General features: G+C 60.5%; 13 protein-coding genes. 6 read left to right on the forward strand and 7 right to left on the reverse strand.

Annotation, left to right across the window (positions count from 1 at the left end):
* Positions 1-76: 76 nt before the first annotated feature.
* On the reverse strand, positions 77-2,026 hold the full coding sequence (locus tag ACGLWX_RS06025; protein WP_396238207.1) for a methyl-accepting chemotaxis protein: 1,950 nt from the start codon (positions 2,024-2,026) through the stop codon (positions 77-79).
* A 712-nt stretch (positions 2,027-2,738) separates the two neighbouring features.
* Here ACGLWX_RS06025 and thpD point away from each other — a divergent pair.
* From thpD to ACGLWX_RS06045, 4 genes are all read left to right on the forward strand, one after another.
* Positions 2,739-3,725: an ectoine hydroxylase gene (gene thpD, locus ACGLWX_RS06030; protein ID WP_396238209.1), complete on the forward strand. Its 987-nt coding sequence runs from the start codon at positions 2,739-2,741 to the stop codon at positions 3,723-3,725.
* A gap of 464 nt (positions 3,726-4,189) precedes the next feature.
* Positions 4,190-4,684, forward strand: coding sequence for a DUF892 family protein (locus tag ACGLWX_RS06035; RefSeq protein ID WP_396238211.1), 495 nt, complete (start codon positions 4,190-4,192; stop codon positions 4,682-4,684).
* Between the two features lie 513 nt (positions 4,685-5,197).
* The gene (locus tag ACGLWX_RS06040; RefSeq protein ID WP_252106181.1) at positions 5,198-5,968 is read left to right on the forward strand and encodes a Crp/Fnr family transcriptional regulator; all 771 of its coding nucleotides are present in this window, start codon (positions 5,198-5,200) and stop codon (positions 5,966-5,968) included.
* Between the two features lie 156 nt (positions 5,969-6,124).
* A complete protein-coding gene (locus ACGLWX_RS06045; RefSeq protein ID WP_252106182.1) occupies positions 6,125-6,790 on the forward strand; it encodes a fumarylacetoacetate hydrolase family protein in 666 nt (221 codons plus the stop codon).
* Positions 6,791-6,867: 77 nt separating this feature from the next.
* On the opposite strand, the gene speA is transcribed toward ACGLWX_RS06045, so the two are convergent.
* Complete coding sequence (speA, locus tag ACGLWX_RS06050; RefSeq protein WP_252106183.1) at positions 6,868-8,787, reverse strand: biosynthetic arginine decarboxylase; 1,920 nt, start codon at positions 8,785-8,787, stop codon at positions 6,868-6,870.
* Positions 8,787-9,746, reverse strand: coding sequence for a homoserine kinase (locus ACGLWX_RS06055; RefSeq protein WP_396238213.1), 960 nt, complete (start codon positions 9,744-9,746; stop codon positions 8,787-8,789). The genes speA and ACGLWX_RS06055 overlap by 1 nt, the downstream gene beginning before the upstream one ends.
* 162 nt (positions 9,747-9,908) lie before the next feature.
* On the opposite strand from ACGLWX_RS06055, the gene polA reads away from it, so the two are divergent.
* Positions 9,909-12,668: a DNA polymerase I gene (gene polA / locus ACGLWX_RS06060; RefSeq protein ID WP_396238215.1), complete on the forward strand. Its 2,760-nt coding sequence runs from the start codon at positions 9,909-9,911 to the stop codon at positions 12,666-12,668.
* 220 nt (positions 12,669-12,888) lie between these two features.
* Here polA and ACGLWX_RS06065 read toward each other — a convergent pair whose 3' ends face one another.
* The gene (locus ACGLWX_RS06065; RefSeq protein WP_396239416.1) at positions 12,889-13,893 is read right to left on the reverse strand and encodes a Fe(3+) ABC transporter substrate-binding protein; all 1,005 of its coding nucleotides are present in this window, start codon (positions 13,891-13,893) and stop codon (positions 12,889-12,891) included.
* A gap of 367 nt (positions 13,894-14,260) precedes the next feature.
* On the opposite strand from ACGLWX_RS06065, the gene ACGLWX_RS06070 reads away from it, so the two are divergent.
* The gene (locus tag ACGLWX_RS06070) at positions 14,261-15,367 is read left to right on the forward strand and encodes an ABC transporter ATP-binding protein (RefSeq protein WP_396238217.1); all 1,107 of its coding nucleotides are present in this window, start codon (positions 14,261-14,263) and stop codon (positions 15,365-15,367) included.
* Here ACGLWX_RS06070 and ACGLWX_RS06075 read toward each other — a convergent pair.
* The 3 genes from ACGLWX_RS06075 to ACGLWX_RS06085 all read right to left on the reverse strand — a co-directional run bounded on the left by ACGLWX_RS06075 (position 15,333) and on the right by ACGLWX_RS06085 (position 19,021).
* Complete coding sequence (locus ACGLWX_RS06075) at positions 15,333-17,006, reverse strand: ABC transporter permease (RefSeq protein ID WP_396238219.1); 1,674 nt, start codon at positions 17,004-17,006, stop codon at positions 15,333-15,335. The genes ACGLWX_RS06070 and ACGLWX_RS06075 overlap by 35 nt on opposite strands.
* A gap of 181 nt (positions 17,007-17,187) precedes the next feature.
* On the reverse strand, positions 17,188-18,522 hold the full coding sequence (locus ACGLWX_RS06080) for a TRAP transporter large permease subunit (protein ID WP_252106189.1): 1,335 nt from the start codon (positions 18,520-18,522) through the stop codon (positions 17,188-17,190).
* On the reverse strand, positions 18,506-19,021 hold the full coding sequence (locus tag ACGLWX_RS06085; RefSeq protein WP_252106190.1) for a TRAP transporter small permease subunit: 516 nt from the start codon (positions 19,019-19,021) through the stop codon (positions 18,506-18,508). Before ACGLWX_RS06085 ends, ACGLWX_RS06080 begins: the two co-directional genes overlap by 17 nt.
* Between the last annotated feature and the right edge of the window lie 33 nt (positions 19,022-19,054).

Consider the following 19,054-nt stretch of genomic DNA (forward strand, 5'->3'; position numbering starts at 1 on the left):
TATTACTGCGTTTTATATCGTTTATTAGCGACAGCATTGCCCTCTAATTTCCCATTTCATGGATTACAGGCGCTTACTAGGAGCCGCTGTGGGCCAGCTCCGGCGTATATTCCTTTTCACCCACCTTGAATCGCCCCACCATTTCCGCCATATCCACCGCTTGGTCATCCAGCGAGCCGCTGGCGGTCGCCACTTCCTCAACCAAGGCTGCATTTTGCTGAGTGACTTCGTCGAGCTGGGCAAGCGCTTGATTGATTTGCTCGATACCCGATGACTGCTCGTTCGAGGCGGCGGATATCTCGGTGACCAGAGACGCCGTGTGCTGGGCGCGTTCGGCGATGGTCGTAAGCGCCTCGCTGGTCGAGTTCACCAGGTTTGAGCCATCTCTAATGCTGTCGACGTTGTTGTCGATTAAAAGCCGGATCTGCTTGGCTTCTTCTGCGCTGCGGCTGGCCAGATTGCGCACTTCCGACGCTACCACCGCAAATCCGCGACCTTGCTCTCCGGCGCGTGCTGCTTCAACGGAGGCATTGAGCGCAAGAATGTTGGTCTGAAACGCGATGTTATCGATTGCCTCGATGATGGTAGTGACTTTCTGGTTCGCCTGGTGGATCTGCTCCATGGCCGTACGCGCCTGCTGGGCGACGTGGCTTGCTTCATTGGCCTGGTCGGCCATGTCTCGGGTAGACAGGCGTGCCTGCTGAGCAGTATCCGCACTTTGCCTGACGTTGGCGGTGATCTGCTCCATGCTCGAGGCAGTTTGTACCAGCGAAGAAGACTGCTCTTCGGTGCGCTGGGCAAGGTCGGCATTACCCTTGGCGATTTCCTTGCTGGCAAGCTCCACGGAAAGCGCACTCTGTTTGATGCTGGCGACAAGCTCTTCGGTTTTGGCCGTCGAGTCGTTAAAAGCCAAGTAGAGCGTTGAGAGCTCGTCGCTACCCGGCACCCCCAGGCGCTGGGTCAAATCACCGCCGCGATTTTGAATGTTTTCCAGCGCGGCTTGAAGCGGGCGCGTGATGCTGCGCACGATTAAAAACGCCAGCAGCAGGGCCAACACGGTGGCGGCAAGAGAAGCGACCAGATAGAGGATCAACCCACGGATCGCCTCGCTGTGGAGCCGCTGCGCCGTACCGAGCAGGTGGTTCGAAGCCTGCTGGGCTACTTCGTTGAGTTGATCGATGAATTGGGTTTGCTGATCGAACCAGGTCTGGTGATTGACGCCGAAGCCACCGGCCACGCCGCGCTCCATGGCGATCTGGCGCATAGCGGCCAGGCTTTGTGCCAGCGGGCTTTGACGTACCTCGGCCAGCCGCTGCGAAAGCTCTGGCGTTGCGAGCATCTCGAAGCAGCGAAGATAGGCGCTCGAGCGGCCCGCCAGCGAGAGAAAGTTGCTATAAGCAGCGGGAGAGAGCGTATCGGTACTAAAAGCGGTGGTTAGCACCGCGCGCTCGATGCCGGCGAGCTCTTTGACGTTGAGCAGGTGGTAGTTGGCGTTGAGCTGACGAACGATCTCGCCGCGCTCTACGCTGAACGTCAGGCGGCTAACGATATCGATCAACAGCGCGTTGATCCCGGAATAGTAAGCGGTCGACTGGTCGCCGCTCACGCCCAGCCGGTCGACCTGTTGGCGTACGGTGGCGAGTTCGCTTAGCTGCTGCTCGGCTTGTGTCACCTGCGTTTTGAGCGCGGCATCGGCGTCGGTAAAGGTGAAATCGGCCAGATACGTGTCGAGGTGATCGAGCTCCTGGTCGGTTTGGCGACGCTGCTCGGGAAGCTCGACGCGAAAGTTCTGCCCGCCGCTGCCCAGGAAGGCGGCCGACATGCCGCGTTCGCGCTGAAGCTCGTGTACCAGCTCGCCGGCGTGCTGGCTCAGGGTTGTCATTCGTTGCAGCGCGTTCATTCTTGCAGCCGTCTCACTGCGATCCAAAATGCCGGAGGCCGCCAGCCACACCATCGTGAGCAGCGGTAGAAACAGCACGAGAATGAATTTACGTCCCATGGGGATACGGTGTAATGCCTTGAGCATTTGCCTATCTCTTGCGCGGTGGCGGGAGTGGGTATGCCTTTGGAATTAATCGATGTTAATCCAGAAGTTGATTTTTTATCGGCAGGCTATAGGCGAAATTGAGCAAAATAATACAATTTAGATAGAAAGGAATCGATTCAAACGTTTGATTTATCTCGAATCGTGGGCTTGGGAGAAGGCGCAATTGGAGTCGATACGACTAAAGCTCGCCTCAGGTTGAAAAGCGGCTAGACAGCGCTATGTGGCAAGTGACGATTCGGTTGAAAACTTTGCTAACGTAGAGATACAAAGACATCTTTTCGACAAATGGAAAACCAAACGGTGGCGTGTTTTTTATTTATCAAATATTAATAATAATCGCCGATTTATTTAATCCATGTTGTATCTTTTTATACCGTTTGATGAGTTTTTCCTTATGCAAATATAAGAGCGCTTTTAAGTGGTCCGGTTTCTACACACGCTTTTTAAAATTAAGGAGTGAATAGGCGTGAAATAGTAGCTAAATAACGGTAAAAAGCGCTTTGGCGGCGGGGCTAACACGTTAAAGTCGGTGAAATGAACAAGTTGGAGTTGTGATCATAACGTGCGTTATAAGGGAGCCGTCTAAGGGTTGCAAGCCTTTTTATATTGGCTACCTTAACACTACACCTTTATGGCGCTTTTAAAGCGTTATTTATCGATCTGAAATTTAATCATACAAGGAGTGGATTAGATGACAGTCACCAACACACCGCTTAATGTTATGACCGCCCATAAACAGTTCAGCGAATTCGGAGATATGCCGTCTACGCAAACGACGAGCGTGCAGGATCTCTATCCTACACGTCTGGCCGAAGCCCCGGCCTCGTTGACCCAGCCCCGACAGGATGCGGTGGTAAAAGGGGGCGCGCTCGATGGGCCGCTATCCGAAGCGCAGCTTGAAGAGTTCGAGCGCAAGGGCTTTCTATTCATCCCCAACCTGATCAGTGGCGATGAGCTAGATGAGCTTTGCGATGACATTACCGAGCTGATGAACCGGGATGAATTTCGCAACCGCGAGTTCAGTATCACCGAGCCCGAGAGTAACGAAATTCGCTCACTGTTCGCCGTTCACAAGCTTTCCGAGCGCTTGGGCGCGCTCGCCTCGGACGAACGTGTCGCCGGTGCGGCGCGCCAGATCATCGGCGATGACCCCTACATTCATCAGTCGCGCATCAACTACAAGCCGGGCTTTGCGGGAAAAGGGTTCAACTGGCACTCGGATTTCGAAACCTGGCACGCCGAAGACGGCATGCCTCGGATGGACGCAGTTAGCGCTTCGCTCATTTTGACCGATAACCACGAGTTCAACGGGCCGCTGATGCTGATTCCCGGCTCGCACAAGGAGTTCGTTCCGTGCCTGGGCGAAACGCCGGAAGATAACCATAAAAGCTCGCTGAAAGCCCAGGAAGTGGGCGTGCCGAGCGCCGACGCGCTAAGCGAGCTGGTGGCTAAACACGGCATCGAAGCGCCGAAGGGTAAGGCCGGCGGGCTGCTGCTGTTCGATTGCAACACGCTGCACGCTTCCAACGCGAATCTCTCGCCGGACCCGCGCAGCAATGTGTTCTTCGTGTTCAACCGTTTGGATAACCGCTGCGGCGAACCTTTCGCGGCGCCCAAACAGCGCCCAGGCTTTCTCGCCCACGGCCCGGATGCCGACTGGTCGCCGCAGTCGGACTAACCGTTCTACCAAGCCGCTCGCTAGTCGGCCATTTTAAGAAACGCCGCTCTCATGTAGGTAGATGAGAGCTGCGTTTTGGCTTTAAAGCGTCAGCCGAGGTTTTTGGTAAGCAAGGGGGATGGGCACTCCTTTAATCAAATACCAGGTGCTCGGATAGCCGCTACGTTTACTTGTCTTGATGTTGTGTGAAGCCCACCTATGATGAGGTGAACGGCTACTATTTCATTTAAAGGCCCCCTGCTCGGGAAAAAACGAGCCGGTGGATGCCTTGACTATTTCTTATGGAAAAGTGAGGTCGCAGCGTGAAAGCGGAGTCTCTCAAAAGCTGTCGATCGATCGGGCTCAGGGATGAGCGGCCAACCCCTGCCAGAGCAAGGACGTGCTGGCAGCCTCGGTTCAAGACGAGACCGTCGCGGTATTAAAGCAGAGAGACCAATGCCGTCGTCGGTCGACGAGAGGTCGCCATGGAAAGCAAGCACCTGTTGAGCTGGCTGCGTAACGCGCATGCCATGGAATTAGAGGCCGAGCAGATGCTCGACGCCCAGGTTCAACGACTCGAACGCTACCCGATCCTGCAACAGCGTATCGAAGAGCATCTTGAAGAGACGAAAGGGCAGATTAAAAAACTCGAACACTGCATGGGGCTTCTGGGTACCGGTGCCGAGGACTCCGGCGCGCAGTCAGCAGTACCGGGCCACACCCTGATCGCTGCCATTGAAGACGATGACGTCGTCAAAAGCAGTATTGCCGCCTACGCGTTCGAGCATTTTGAAATCGCCAGCTACAAGGCGATCATCAAGGCGGCAGATCACGCTAAAGAGGCGGAAATCTCACAAATTTGCCGCGAAAGCCTCGAGGAAGAAGTGGCCATGGCAACATGGCTCAACAAGCATTTTGATGAAACCACGCGCGTCTTTTTGGAGCGCTCCCAAGACGGCACGCTAAACTCTACCGAGTGATTCGAATTTTAAAACTTACTTTTTTGCTAAACCTCGGTTTTAGGCCGAGGTTTGGCTTTTAATTCGTTTGGTTCAAGTGTCTTTAGTTATTGTGGCTCGTTAAGTTGCCGTTGAGTGGTTTTTAAAGCGCACTTGTTTATTGTTTTGTGCTATTTCGTTGGTCCTGGTAGTTGCTTTTCTACATAAAGATTTTGTTTCAATAACATAAGTTATTATTTTTAATAGCTTTATTCTTTGACAAAGAATTCCCGATGCTCAATTATCATCTGCCTGATTTAAAACGCCTGAATGGGTCTTTGATCACCTTGGATAATTGCCGGTTGTTTAATCCTTGTTAAGTTTATCGGGCGCAAAGGTGTGCGGTTTCCCGTGATGGGCCAGTGTGCTGCTCGCCATGCTTTACCGGACTCGGTTTTACTCGGGCGCGTGAATAATCGCCGTAAAATAGAGCGTCCCGATCTACGCAGGCCTTCGGCAGTGCGCAATAAGTAGAATGTTTATGGATACGATTTAATGGAAGCAGGTAGCTCTACACCGCTACTCGACGATCGCGGTTCCAAGGATAAGCGCATCACGCTCGCTAACACGCTGGGGCTTTACAGCCCTATCGGCGCTTCTTCAAAGAGCCTGTTGGGTAGTATCGGTGTGAAAACCGTCGCACTGCGCAGGCATCAAAAGCTTTTTTTTCTGCAGGAGGGCAAACCCCGTCTTTTTGTCGTGAAGAAAGGCTGGGTGGGCATTTGTCAGTCGGTGAAAAATTACGGCCAGGATATCGGCAACGTCTATATGCCCGGCGATATCGTGGGCCTGCGTGAAAGCTTTTTTAATCATCAGGACGTGGCCATTCTAGCGCTGCAGCACTGCGAGCTCGAAAGAGTCGCGGCCGAAGATATGCATGCGTTGTTCGAGGCGCACGATGATATAAGAAAGGCGATCATTTCTTATGTCATGGTGAACGACAATATCGCCATCGCCCGGCTAAGAAGCTGCACCCACCACAAGGCGGAGGAGCGCGTTGCCCACTACCTGCTGGAAGTCTACGCGCGCTACCGCTTCAAGCAGGATGGCGATGCCGATACCTTCTCGCTGCCCGTGACCCAGGAAGTGATCGGCGAGCTTCTAGGCATGACCAGCGTCCACGTCAGCCGCTGCATGACCGCGCTCGAGCAAAAAAAGCTGATTCGTAAAAGCCGCACCGTCGTCAAGCTGCTCGAGCCTGAGCAATTGAAAGAGCAAACCGGCTTCGACGAGCGCTTGATGTACGGGCACGTCTACATGAGCTGAGCGGCCTGCGAGGCGGCGGATAGCCGTGTGTGGATCGCTGGTAGCCGGCAAAATGGCGGTCAGCAAAAAAGCGGGGCGAGTTGTTGTGCCGGCGCTCGGGTGGGGTAGACTAGTGGGCCTGCCCAGGCACGTATAATGAGAAGGAGAGTACTCGCCATGCGTTTTGTTTCCCGGTTTACCGATGGCCAGGAGTTTCCCCACGCGCTGGGTAAAATCGTGTGCGTTGGCCGCAACTACGCCGACCATGCCAAGGAGCTCGATAACCCGGTTCCCTCCGAGCCGCTCTTGTTCATCAAGCCGGCGACCAGCGCGGTGGACATCACCCAGCCGCTGGAGCCGCCTTTCTCGCGCGGCGAGGTACATTTTGAAACCGAACTGGCGCTGTTGATCGGCGAGCCGCTGACCCACGCGACTCACGAGCAAGCCGAGCGCGCCGTTGTCGGAATTGGCCTGGCGCTCGATCTGACCCTGCGCGACGTGCAGACCAAACTCAAGGAGAAGGGCCACCCTTGGGAGATCGCCAAGGCCTTCGACGGTGCCTGCCCGCTCTCGGCGTTTTTGCCGCTAAGCCAGGTACCCAACTGGAACGCGCTAACGTTTACTCTCGAGATCAACGGCGAGCAGCGCCAGTACGGCGAAGGCGCGGACATGCTGTTCGCAATCCCCACGCTGGTGGCGGAGATGAGCCGCCACTTCACCCTCGAACCGGGCGACGTCGTGCTGACCGGCACGCCGGCTGGCGTCGGCGAGCTGCCCCGCGGCGCCTCACTCAAACTGACGCTGACCGGCGGGCTCGAGGTCAACACCTCCGTCGTCGAGTAACGGCGCAAACGTAAAAAGGGGCCGCCGGCTCAGTGCCGGCGGCCCCTTTTTCATGCCTGCAAATTTAATCAGCGGCGCTACTCGAGGTAGGTGTAGCCCTCCAGCCCCTCGTTGAGGCTCGCCGCAAAGCGCGCCTGCTCCGCCTCGGAAAAGCCGCTTTTAGTCAGTTGGTCGAACAGCTTACGTTGCAACACGCGGGCGTCGAAGTTGACGTAGCCCAGCACGTTGGCCACCGAGTCGCCGGCTTGGGGGTTGGAGAAGACCCACTCGCCGCGCTCGTTGAGCGCAGCATCGACGGAGTCGGTGTCGCCGAACAGGTTGTGTAGGTCGCCGAGAATTTCCTGATAGGCGCCGACGAGGAAAAAGCCCAGCCAGCGCTCGTTGTCGTCCGGCCATTCGGGCAGCGGCAGGGTGCTCTCGACGCCCTGGCCGTCGACGTAGCTATCGATACGCCCGTCGGAGTCGCAGGTGATGTCCTGAATCACCGCGCGGCGGGTGGGTGGGGCGTCGAGGCCGGTCAGCGGCAGCACGGGGAAAATCTGCTCGATGCCCCAAACGTCCGGCACCGACTGAAACAGCGAGAAGTTGACGAACAGCTTGTCGGCGAGCTTTTCGGCCAGCTCGTCGAGAATCTCGCGGTGGGCGCGATTGCGACTGTCGAGCTGACCTTTTAGCCGCGCGCAGGCGGCCATGTAGAGTCGCTCGCCTTGGGCGCGGGCGTCGATGTTGGAAAGCCCCAGCACGAAGCGCTCGTGCAGCTCGCTCACCGCCTGGAGTACGTCGTGCCACGCCTCGACCAGCACCCGCGGCTCCTGAACTTCCTCGAGCTGGTCGAACACCCGCCACAGCGCCTCGACCTGCGGGTCGTCGGTTTGATCGCGCGCCGGCGGCGTGTCGTCGACGCGCTCCTCGCCGATCACGTTGGTGATCAGCACCGCGTGATGGGCGGTCAGCGCCCGGCCGGATTCGCTGATCAGATGCGGCGCGGGCAGGTCCGCCTCCTGGCAGAGCTGGGCGAAGGCGTTGACCACGTTGCGGGCGTACTCGCGCATCGAGTAGTTGACCGAGCAGTCGCTTCTCGAGCGCGTGCCTTCGTAGTCGATGCCTAAACCGCCCCCGACATCCACCGTGTCCACCGGCGCGCCCAGCGCCACCAGGTTCTGGTAGAAGCGGGCGCACTCGCGAAGCCCGCGCTGGATATCGCGAATGTTGGCGATCTGCGAGCCGAGGTGGAAGTGCACCAGCTGCAGGCTTTCCAGCGCGTTCTGGCTTTTGAGCGTCTCGACCACTTCGAGAATCTGGCTGGCGGTGAGGCCGAACTTTGATTTCTCGCCGCCGGTGTTCTGCCACTTGCCCTTGCCCACCGAAGCGAGCCGGGCGCGCAGGCCGATGCGCGGGGTGACCTCAAGCTCGCGCGCCTCCTCGAGGATCATCGAAAGCTCGGAGAGCTTCTCGACCACCAGATACACCTTGTGACCGAGCTTCTCGCCCAGCAGCGCCAGGCGCACGTACTCGCGATCCTTGTAGCCGTTGCACACGATCAAGGACGAGCCGGCATCAGAGAGCGCCAGCACGGCCAGAAGCTCCGGCTTGCTGCCCGCCTCGAGCCCCACGCGGCCGCTGCCGCGCTCGGCGGTGGCCAGTATCTCTTCGACCACGCGGCGCTGCTGGTTCACCTTGATCGGGTAGACCGCGGTGTAGCCGCCGGCGTAATCGGCTTCCTGCATGGCACCGTCGAACGCGCTGCAAAGCTGCTCGACCCGGTCGTGAAGAATGTCGCTGAACCGCACCAGCACCGGCAGGCGCAGCCCCGCGGCCTGAAGCTCGCGGGCCAGCGCGTTGAGCGGCAGCACCGGCCCGTCGATGTCGCTACCCAGCGGCCTTACCAGCGCCTGGCCCTGGTCGTTGACATCGAAGTAGCCGCTGCCCCACTGATCGATGTTCCAAGTGCGGCGGGCGCGCTGGGCGGCATTCGGGGCGGTCAGCGATTCACTCATTAAGCAGTCACCTCGGGTAGCGGTAGCGCGCCGTGTGCGATGCGCGCCTTCAAAATGGTGCGAAAACGCTCCGGGTCGTGGGGCGTCAGGTCATGGGCCGGCGGGTCCACGTAAACTACTAACAGCCGCGAAAGCCAGTAGCGAAGGGCCGTCATGCGCAGCATCACCGGCCACAGCGCGCGCTCGTCATCGTTGAACGGGCGGCGGGCCAAGTACGCCCCGAGCACGGCGTCGTAGCGCTCACGGTTGAGCGAGCCGTCCTCTTCGGTGGCCCAATCGTTGATCACGATGGCCACGTCGAACAGCAGATCCCCGGTACAGCCGTTGTAGAGATCGATGATACCGCCAAGCGTGTCACCCTCGAACAGCGTGTTGTCGCGAAACAGGTCGCCGTGCAGCGCCCCGGTGGGAAGCTCGCCAAACTGGTTGAACGCGGCCTCGAAATCATCGACCTCGTTTTTCATCAGCGTCTGATCTTCCGGGCTCAGGTACCCCAGCACCTTGTGGTGGACCGCCTGCAGCCAGTGAAGATCCCGCGGGTTGGGGCGCTGCCCGGGAAAGTGCTGGGAAACCACGTGAAGCCGCCCCAGCGCATCGCCCAGCGCCCGGCACTGGGCCAGGTTCGGGTGGGCGGGGTGGCTGCCCGGCATGCGCGGAAACAAAAGCGCCGGCTTGCCTGCCAGGCTCTGAAGCGCAACGCCTTCCCGGTCGTGTACCGGGCCGGGGACCGGAATGCGGTGCTCGTCCAGGTAATCCATCAGTTCGACGAAAAACGGCAGCTCCTCGTGTTCGCCCTGCTCGAACAGCGTCAGTACCAGTTCGCGCTGGTCGGTGGTGACGAAAAAGGTCGAGTTTTCCGTGCCGCCGGCCACGCCCTGGAGCGCGGTGAGCCGGCCTGCGTCGAATTTTTCCAGAAAGGTAGCGACCTGCGCGTCGCCAAGCGGGGTGAATACTGCCATCGTTTTCTCGCCCGAATTTTTGAGCGCCCATTGTAGCGAGTCAGCGCGCCACTTGGCAGCGTTAAGACGATTTCCTCGCCGTCTCTGCATTAGCGCAAGGGAGCGCGTATCATAAGGCCATCCGCATTTTGCGACCGCTACTCATCAATAGGGAACCCGGTTATGGCCCGCGCTCCAATCGTGCTCGTCGACGGCTCGTCGTATCTCTACCGCGCCTTTCACGCGCTGCCCCCGCTCAACGCCTCCAACGGCCAGCCCACCGGCGCCGTGAAGGGCGTTATCAACATGCTCAAGCGCCTGATCAAGGACTACCCGAAAAGTCCCATGGCGGTGGTGTTCGACGCCCCGGGCAAGACCTTTCGCGACGAGATGTACAGCGAGTACAAGGCCCACCGCCCGCCGATGCCGGACGACCTGCGAAGCCAGGTCAAGCCGCTGCACGACTGCGTGCGCGCCCTGGGCCTGCCGCTTCTATGCATCGAAGGGGTCGAGGCGGATGATGTGATCGGCACGCTCGCCTTTCACGCCACCAACGCCGGGCGCGACGCGGTGATTTCCACCGGCGACAAGGACATGGCGCAGCTGGTCAACGGCCACATCACGCTGGTCAACACCATGAAAAACGAGACGCTGGATGAAGCCGGGGTCGAGGCGAAGTTTGGTCTTCCGCCCAGCTTGATCATCGACTATCTGGCGCTGATGGGCGACAAGGTCGACAATATTCCGGGCGTGCCCGGGGTGGGCGAGAAAACCGCGATCGGCCTGTTGCAAGGCATGGAAGGCGGGCTCGACACCATCTACGGTGATCTGGAGAAAGTGAAAACCTTGAGCTTTCGCGGCGCCAAAACGCTGCCGAAAAAGCTCGAGGAAAACCGTGAGCAGGCGTATCTGTCGTACCAGCTCGCCACCATCAAGACCGACTGCGAATTGCCGGTGGGCCTCGATGATCTCGAGATCGCCCACCCGGATCGCGAAAAGCTCACCGAGCTCTACCAGACGCTCGAGTTCAAGCAGTGGCTTGCCGAGCTGCTCGAAGGCCGCGACGAAGGCGTCGACGACGTGGCCGGCGGCGAGCCCGCCCCCAGCGAAGTAGATGAGCCCACGCCCAGCGCGGCGCGGGAAGACCACGTCATCACCGATCAGCAAACCTTCGACGCGTGGCTTAAGCGGCTCGAAAAGGCCGAGCGCTTCTGCTTCGACCTGGAAACCACCAGCCTGAACTACATGGAGGCGGAGATCGTCGGCGTGGGCCTGTGCCTCGAGGCGGGGGAGGCGGCCTACATACCGCTGGCCCACGACTACCTCGACGCCCCGGCCCAGCTCGACCGTAGCGAGGTGCTCGAAGCCCTCAAGCCGATTCTTGAGGGCACGAAAGCGGTCAAGATCGGCCAGAACTTGAAGTACGACATCTCGGTGCTCGCCAACTACGACATCACGGTGGCCGGGCCGCTTGCCGACACTATGCTGGCGTCTTATGTGCTCAACTCCACCGCCACCCGTCACGACATGGACTCATTAGCGCTCAAGTACCTGGGCGAGACAACCATCTCGTTTGAAGAGATCGCCGGCAAGGGCGCCAAGCAGCTCACCTTCAACCAGATCGCCCTGGAGGAGGCCGCGCCCTACGCCTGCGAGGACGTCGACATCACGCTGCGCCTGCACGACACTCTGCGTCCGCTGGTCGAAAAAGAAGGACGTCTTTCTGATGTGCTCGACCATCTGGAGCTGCCGCTGATCAAGGTGATCTCGCGCATCGAGCGCAACGGCGTGGCCATCGACGACGAGCGCCTGCACCAGCAGAGCCAGCAGCTCGATAAACGCATCCGCGAGCTCGAGAAAAAGGCGTTCGAGCTTGCCGGGCGCGAGTTCAACCTGGGCTCGCCCAAGCAGCTCGGCCAGATTCTGTTTGAAGAGCAGAAAATCCCGGTCATCAAGAAAACGCCCAAGGGCGCGCCTTCAACGGCCGAGGCGGTGCTCGAGGAGCTGGCGCTGGACTATCCGCTGCCCAAGGTGATCATGGAGCACCGCGGGCTCTCGAAGCTCAAATCGACCTACACCGACAAGCTGCCCCGGCTGATCAACAAGGCGAGCAAGCGGGTCCATACCAGCTACCACCAGGCGGTCACCGCCACCGGGCGGCTGTCGTCGAGTGACCCGAACCTGCAGAACATCCCCATCCGAACGGAGGAGGGCCGCAAGATCCGCCAGGCGTTCGTGGCCCGGCCCGGCTACAAGATCGTCGCCGCCGACTACTCGCAGATCGAGCTGCGCATCATGGCGCATCTTTCTGAAGACAAGGGGCTGCTGGAAGCGTTTGCCGAAAATCGCGACATCCACACCGCCACCGCCGCGGAGGTCTTCGGTACCTCGCTTGAAAAAGTCACCAGTGACCAACGCCGCAGCGCCAAGGCGATCAACTTCGGGCTGATCTACGGCATGAGCGCCTGGGGGTTGTCGCGCCAGCTGCACATCGAACGCGGGCAAGCGCAGACCTACATCGACCGCTACTTCGATCGCTACCCGGGCGTGGCGCGCTACATGGAGCGCATCCGAAGCCAGGCCGCGGAAGACGGGTTCGTCGAAACCGTGCTGGGCCGGCGTTTGTACCTGCCGGAGATCCACTCGCAAAACCGTAACCGTCGTCAGGGCGCCGAGCGCACCGCGATCAACGCCCCCATGCAGGGCACCGCCGCCGACATCATCAAGCAGGCGATGATCGACGTCGACGCCTGGCTATCTGAGAGCAAGTTCGACGCGCTGATGGTCATGCAGGTACACGACGAGCTGGTGTTCGAGGTGAAGGTAGAGCAGGTCGAGACCTTCATCGACGAGATCCGAACGCGCATGCAAGGCGCGGCGGAGTTGAAAGTGCCGCTGATCGTCGAGGCGGAAACCGGCGATAACTGGGACGAGGCGCACTGACGTGCCAGGTTCTCGATAAGTGAGGGCAGTAGATTCATAGCGGCGTCGCGCAGCCCTGCGCCAGGGCGCTGTGAACCCTTCCCTGGGCGCTACTTTCGCCATCCCTGGCGAAAGACCCTCGCTACGGGCTGCCCGACGCGCAAGCCTGGTGGCTTTTTGATCGAGGCGTTAGAACCAAAACGGCCCGCCATCAGGCGGGCCGTTTCTTTGGGCTCAAGGCTTAGCGCCAGCCCACGCGATCGAAAATGCGCACCGCTTCCGGGTTGTTTTCGCCTAAAAGGCTCATGTTGATGTCGTCGCGCTTGAACTCGCCCCAGGAGTCGAGCAGCGGGTCCTTGGCCACGCCGTCCACCACAGGGAACTCGTAGTTGCGCTCGGCGAGAATCTCCTGAGCTTCATCGGAGGCCAAAAACTCCAGGAAACGAATGCCGTTTTCCGGGTTCTGGGCGTTATTGACCAGCCCCGCGCCGCCGACGTTGACGTGGGTACCGCGATCATCCTGGTTGGGGAACAGAATCTCCACGCGCTCGGCGGCCTCGCGTTCGGCGTCGTCGTCCGAATTCAGAAGGCGCGCGTAGTAGTAGTGATTCGCCACCGCTACGTCGCACTCGCCGCTGGCCACGCCCAGAATCTGGTCGGTGTCGCCGCCTTCCGGGTCGCGGGCCATGTTGTTCACCACGCCCTGGGCCCAGGCTTCGGCCTCTTCCGCGCCGTGGTGCTCGATGAGTGAGGCGAGCAGCGACTGGTTGTAGATGTTGTTCGACGAGCGAATGCACACGCGGCCTTCGAGACCGGGCTCGGCCAGCGCCTCGTAGGTGGCGATCTCGCCTGGATCGACGGTTTCCGGGTTGTAGAAGATCACCCGGGCGCGCTGGCTAAAGCCGAACCACAGGCCGTCGGGGTGGCGCATCGCCTCGGGCAGGCGTTCGTTGAGTACCTCGGAGTCGACGCTTTGGAACAGGCCGTCCTCTTCGGCGCGCCACAGCCGGCCCGCGTCCACGGTCAGCATCACATCGGCGGGGCTGGCGATGCCTTCACGCTGCATGCGCTCCATCAGCTGGTCGGAGTCGCCTTCCAGCACGTTCACCTCGATACCGGTTTCATCGGTAAAGGCCTGATAAAGCACCTCGTCGGAGTCGTAGTGGCGGGCCGAGTAGATATTGACCTCGTCGGCCTGGACGCTGGCCGCAGCGCCAGCACCGATTACGGCGGCGGCAAGGGGCATCAAGGTAAGCGTTCTCTTCATCGTTATTCTCCGGTGGACAAATGGTTAGAGGGCTTATTATTTGATAATGGTTTTCATTCGCCGACATTGAAACGGTTCCCTGCTTGCGGGTCAAGTCAAATGAAAACGAGACGCATCCGTTGAGGTAAATGGATGAAAGCGCGGCGGATTGAAAATACAATGGCGCTTCTATGGTCTGCCTGAGAAGTCGGCGAGCGAAGATAAGACAAGGCAAAAATTGGCGAAGAAACGGAGTTTACAGTGTGTAAATGAGTATTCTGAGCCAATTTTTAACGCCGTATTGTCGAGCGCAGGCACTTTTCAGACAGAGCCTAACCCTGCGGCTTGCCCCTTACCGAGAGAGACCATGACCTCGTCTACCGCCCACACCTCCGTTGCGCCGGCGCTCGCGCTTCAGGACATCGAACACGCCTTCGGTGATCACCGCGTCGTCAAGGGCGTCGATCTGGTGATCAATCCCGGGGAAGTCATGTGTCTGCTGGGACCTTCCGGCTGCGGAAAAACCACGCTGTTGCGCATCGCCGCGGGGCTCGAAGCGGTGCAGAAGGGGCGGGTGAGTCTCGATGGCGAGGCGATCGCCGGACCCGATTTGGCGCACCGGCCGCCGGAGAAGCGAAGCGTCGGGCTGGCGTTTCAGGAGTCGGCGCTGTTTCCACACTTGAGCGTGCTCGATAACGTCACTTTCGGATTGAAGCACCTGCCAAGGCGCGAAAGGGCGCCGCGGGCGCAGTCGCTGCTCGAACAGCTGGGCATGGCGGATCACGCCAGCCGCTACCCGCACATGCTCTCCGGCGGCCAGCAGCAACGGGTGGCGCTGGCCCGGGCGCTGGCACCCCGGCCCAACCTGATGCTGCTCGACGAGCCGTTTTCGAGCCTCGACGCCAGGCTTCGCGATCACATCCGTGACGATACGCTTCACGTGCTCAAGCATCTGGGCACCGCGACGCTGCTGGTCACCCATGACCCGGAAGAGGCGATGTTCATGGCGGATCGCATCGCGCTGATGCGCGACGGCCGGATCGTTCAGACCGGCACACCCTATGAGCTCTACTGCCTGCCGGTAGATCCGTTCGTGGTGACCTTCTTTGGCGAGGTCAACGAGCTAGAAGGGCGCGTGAAAAACGGCCAGGTCGAGACGCCGGTCGGCGTTTTGAAAGCGGACTGGCTCGACGACGACACCCCGGTGCAGGTGATGATCCGCCCGGAGGCGCTGCGCCTGAAACCGCTCGACCTGCCCATGGATGAGCACCGCCACAGTCACGTGGTGATGGCCAAGCTTCTGGGCCGGGCGAGCCTCGTGCATCTCTGCGCCCACGCCCAAAGTGGGGCGGAGTCCCACCTGCACGCCCGGGTGCCCGGGGTTTACCTGCCCGCGCCCGGCCAGCCGGTGGAGATCGACCTGGATCACTCCCAGGTCTTCATTTTCCCCCGCCGCGGCGCATCGCCACGCTGAGCAGAATCACCGGCACGATGCCTGCCAGCACGATGGCAAGTGAAGCCGTTGAGGCCTCGGCCAAACGCTCGTCCGAGGCCAGGCTGTGGGCGCGCACCGCCAGGGTGTCGAAGTTGAACGGGCGCAGAATCATCGTCGCCGGCAGCTCCTTCATCACGTCGACGAACACCAGAATGCCCGCCGCCAGCAGGCTCGAGCGCATCAGCGGCGTGTGCACCCGCCGGAGCGTGCTGCCTGCGGTGTGGCCAAGCGTTCGCGAGGCGGCGTCCATGCTCGGCGTCACCTTGCCAAGGCTCGCTTCTACGGCGTTGAACGACACCGCCAGAAAGCGCACCACGTAGGCGTAGATCAAAATGAACGCCGAGCCGCTGAACAAGAGCCCCACGATCACCCCGTAGCGGGCGTGCAGCCAGGCATTGAGCGTGCTGTCGAGCCAGGCGAAGGGAATCAAAATGCCCACCGCCACCACCGAGCCTGGAATCGCGTAGCCCATCGCCGCCACGCGGGTGAACAGCCGGGCCGGGGCGGTGTCATGCAGCCGCACGCTATAGCTCAGCACCACCGCCAGCCCCACGGCGATCAGCGCCGCTATGCCTGCCAGGCTCAGGCTGTTGAAAGCGAAGCGAAGAAAGCGGGTGCCCAGCAGCGCATCGCCCTGGGTGAGCGCCAGGTGGAGCAAAATGCCGCCGGGCAGCAGAAAGCCGACGATGATTGGCACCACACACGCAAGCGTGGCCGCCGCCGAGGTGCCGCCGCCCAGCCGGTACTCCGGCAGCGGCTGGCGATGGCCGGCAGCGTGAAAGTAGCGCCGCTTGCCGCGCGACACCTGCTCCAGCAGCACCAGCACGATCACGAAGCTCAAAAGACACGCCGCCAGCTGCGCGGCGGCCACCGGCTCGCCGAGCCCAAACCAGGTGCGGTAGATGCCGGTGGTGAAGGTATCCACACCGAAGAACTGCACCGCGCCGAACTCGTTTAACGTTTCCATCAACGCCAGCGACACCCCGCCCACCAGCGCCGGGCGCGACAGCGGCAGCGCCACGCTAAAAAAGAGCCGCCAGGGGGCGCGCCCCAGGGTGCGGCCCACGTCCAGCATGCTCGCCGACTGCTCCAGAAACGAGGCGCGGGCCAGCAGGTAAACATACGGGTAGAGCACGAAGGTGATCAGGAGGGTCGCCCCGCCCAGCGAGCGAACGTTGGGGAAGGTGTAGTCGCCGTACTGCCAGTCGAACCAGGCCCGCAGCGCGCTTTGAAACGGCCCCGCGACTTGGAAAAAATCCGTATAGGCGTAGGCGATCACGTAGGTCGGCACCGCCAGCGGCAGTAAAAGCGCCCACTCGAAGATTCGCCGGCCGGGGAAGCGGCACATTACCACCAGCCAGGCGCAGCCGGTACCGATGATCAGCGTCCCCAGCCCGACCCCGAGTGTCAGCCACAAGGTATTGATCAGATAGCGCGGAAGCACGGTGCTGGCCAAGTGGCCCCAGATACCGTCGGTCGGCACCAGCACGTGCCCGAGCACAATCAAAATCGGCAGCGCCACCGCCAGGGCCACGACAAAAAGCGCCACCGACCAAGGCGACAAGGCGCGAACTATACGGCCCGCGGCACACGGCAAGCGGTGAGGGAGCGTCGACACGAAAGGCCTCCAGGGCGGCGCGTTAGTCCTTGAAATGGAAAAGCTTAAAACGAGAAAAAGGTGCGGCCGAGAATAGTATCACCGCGCGGGAAGCGGCGCAGCCAAGGGAGGAGGGCGGTGTGACAAGAGAAGAGTGAGCAGATCGAAAAAGACGCCGCCGCCCGAAGGCGGCGGCAAGGGCTCAATAGCCGACCATCAGCCCCGGCAGGCCCGTGACCAGCACCGGGAAAAACGCCATCAGCACGCAGGCGATCAGAATCAGCGCGCAGAAGGGGATTACCGCCTTGTACAAGTCGACGATCTCCACTCCGGGCGGCGCGACGCCCTTGAGATAGAAAAGCGCGTAGCCAAACGGTGGGGTCAAAAATGAAGTCTGTAGCACCACGGCCACCATCACCACGAACCAGAGCGGATCGATCCCCATCTGCTGGATGATCGGCAGCATGATGGGAAAGCTCAACAGCACGATGCCCGTCCAGTCGAGGAACATCCCCAGCACGAACACCAGCAGGAACATCATGATAAGCGCGCCGGTATTGCCGCCGGGCATGGCCAGCAGCAGATCCTGGATCACCTGCATGCCGCCGCCCCTTGAGAAGACGCCGGTGAAGGCGGTCGCGCCGACCAGCACCAGCATCACCATGGTGGTGGTCTTGCCCGCGTCGATCAGCGTGCGGTAGCAGGTCGAAAGCTTGCGATCACCAAATATCAAAAACAGGATGAAGGCGATCAGAACGCCAATCGCCGAGGCCTCGGTGGCGGTAGCGATGCCGGTGAAAAGCGCCCCTAAAACGCCGAGAATCAGCGCCATCGGCGGCACCACGTACTTTCCGAGCATCTTCAAAAGCTCGCCGGTACTCACCTCCGCGCGCTCCTCTTTTGGCACCGGCGGTCCATAGGAAGGCTTGAAGTGGCAGATCAAGAGCACGTAAAGCGCGTACATCACCCCCAGCATGACGCCGGGCACCATGGCGCCGGCGAACAGCGCGCCGACCGAGACCGGCGAGTAGCTCGCCATCAAAATCAGCATGATGCTCGGCGGAATCAGAATGCCCAGGCAGCCGCTGGCCATGATGACCCCGGCGCTCAGCTCCTTGTTGTAGCCGTACTTGAGCATTGGTACCAGCGCGATCATGCCCATCACCGCGATCGATGCGCCGACGATGCCGGTGGTCGCCGCCAGCAGCACGGACACGATGACCACGGTCAGCGCGAGCCCGCCGCGCAGGTTGGCCAGCAGCAAGCGCATGGCGTCGAACATGCGCTCGGTGACGCCGGAGTCGTTCAAAAACCTGGCCATCAGCACGAATAGCGGAATCGCTACCAGCACGTAGTTGTCCATGGCGTTGCCGAAGATGTTGTTGATCAAGGTGCCCAGCACTCGCTCGCCAGGGCCCAGAAAGGCGCCGATCACCGCCACGCCGCCGAGTACGAAGGCGAGCGGATGGCCCATGAACAGCCCGACCAGCAGGCCACCGAACATCGCCAGCGCCAATAGCTCAGGACTCAAGTTCATGGGAGCGCTCCTCTCGCAGGGCAATCACGGCGCGCAGCACGATCGCAATCGCCTGCAGTAGAATCAGCGCGGCGGCAACGACGATCACACCCTTGATGGGGTAGACCGGCAGCGCCACCATGCCGTACGTCGTTTCGCCCCGGCTAAAGGCGCGATCGAAAAACAGCCAGCCGTATTTCAGCATCATCCAGATGAAGGGCACGAAAAAGATCAGATAGCCCAAAAGCGTCAGCACCGCTTGGCGCTTAAGTGACAAAAGGCGCTTGAGCACATCGACCTCGACGTGGGCGTGGTGCTTGAGCCCGTAAGCGGCCATCAGCATGAAGTGGGCGCCGAACAGCATCTTGGTCACATCGAAGGCCCAGTCGCTGGGCCGCCCGAGAAAAAAGCGCGAAGCGATATCGTAAAGCACGATCAGTGTCATCACGGCGATCAGCGGCGCGATCAGGCGCCCGAACAGCTCGTTGATGGCGTCGATCGCTCTGGCAATGGCATTCATGGACGCCCTCCGCAGTCAACTAAAAGCCCCGGC

The organism is Halomonas sp. HMF6819 (assembly GCF_044335525.1).
GTDB lineage: Bacteria > Pseudomonadota > Gammaproteobacteria > Pseudomonadales > Halomonadaceae > Vreelandella.

Coding starts and splice junctions, on each gene's coding strand:
- ACGLWX_RS06025 (WP_396238207.1), bottom strand. CDS start 2,026: ATGCTCAAGGCATTACACCGTATCCCCATGGGACGTAAATTCATTCTC.
- thpD (WP_396238209.1), top strand. CDS start 2,739: ATGACAGTCACCAACACACCGCTTAATGTTATGACCGCCCATAAACAG.
- ACGLWX_RS06035 (WP_396238211.1), top strand. CDS start 4,190: ATGGAAAGCAAGCACCTGTTGAGCTGGCTGCGTAACGCGCATGCCATG.
- ACGLWX_RS06040 (WP_252106181.1), top strand. CDS start 5,198: ATGGAAGCAGGTAGCTCTACACCGCTACTCGACGATCGCGGTTCCAAG.
- ACGLWX_RS06045 (WP_252106182.1), top strand. CDS start 6,125: ATGCGTTTTGTTTCCCGGTTTACCGATGGCCAGGAGTTTCCCCACGCG.
- speA (WP_252106183.1), bottom strand. CDS start 8,787: ATGAGTGAATCGCTGACCGCCCCGAATGCCGCCCAGCGCGCCCGCCGC.
- ACGLWX_RS06055 (WP_396238213.1), bottom strand. CDS start 9,746: ATGGCAGTATTCACCCCGCTTGGCGACGCGCAGGTCGCTACCTTTCTG.
- polA (WP_396238215.1), top strand. CDS start 9,909: ATGGCCCGCGCTCCAATCGTGCTCGTCGACGGCTCGTCGTATCTCTAC.
- ACGLWX_RS06065 (WP_396239416.1), bottom strand. CDS start 13,893: ATGCCCCTTGCCGCCGCCGTAATCGGTGCTGGCGCTGCGGCCAGCGTC.
- ACGLWX_RS06070 (WP_396238217.1), top strand. CDS start 14,261: ATGACCTCGTCTACCGCCCACACCTCCGTTGCGCCGGCGCTCGCGCTT.
- ACGLWX_RS06080 (WP_252106189.1), bottom strand. CDS start 18,522: ATGAACTTGAGTCCTGAGCTATTGGCGCTGGCGATGTTCGGTGGCCTG.
- ACGLWX_RS06085 (WP_252106190.1), bottom strand. CDS start 19,021: ATGAATGCCATTGCCAGAGCGATCGACGCCATCAACGAGCTGTTCGGG.